Annotated in this window: 1 pseudogene; it reads left to right on the top strand. The window is 34.2% G+C overall.

The window, feature by feature from the left end:
* Positions 1–41: 41 nt before the first annotated feature.
* Positions 42–675, top strand: a pseudogene (locus GBN19_RS15525) (transposase family protein); the annotation flags it as partial.

The following is a 675-nucleotide window of genomic DNA, read 5'->3' as shown; positions in this document are numbered from 1 at the left end:
TAGACCTCTTGCGAAAGTAAAAAATTGTTTATACTAGTCCCATGAAATATGAAAATTTAACTAGATTTAATGATGGGGAATTTAAACGACTTGTTGGAATTCCTCGTCCATTATTCTTAAAAATGGTATCAGTGTTACAACACGCTGAACTCGCCAAGAAAAAATCTGGAAGACCTCATTCATTGTGTTTAGAGGATCAATTGTTGTTAACTTTAAACTACTTACGCTGTTATAGTACTCAAATTGAGTTATCCGCCGACTATAACCTAGCTGAAAGTAATGTGAATCGTACGATTCAGAAAGTTGAAAATGCTCTGATTCAATCACGGATTTTCGCATTGCCTAAAAGGAATCAAAAGTTTAGTGAGGAGGATTATGTAATCGTTGATGTCACTGAGTCACAGATTGAGCGTCCCCAAAAAAACAAAGAAAATTCTATAGCGGTAAAAAGAAGAAACATACGCTAAAAACACAGGTCATTTTTAACCCAAAATTAAAGCAAATTGTAAGTATACAGATTGAAGATGGCAGAAAACACGATCTGACGATTGCGCGTAAGTATTTGAAGGAGATGGTCATTTATCCTTGTATTATGGCAGATTTAGCCTATAAAGGATTTCATCAGATTAAGAGTAAGTTACTCATTCCAATCAAGAAACCTAAGAATTTGTCATT

The sequence above is a fragment of the Acinetobacter brisouii genome, from assembly GCF_008993995.1.
GTDB lineage: Bacteria > Pseudomonadota > Gammaproteobacteria > Pseudomonadales > Moraxellaceae > Acinetobacter > Acinetobacter brisouii_A.
Note: the sequence above shows the minus strand (reverse complement) of the source record. Positions and strands in the feature narration are given on the sequence as shown.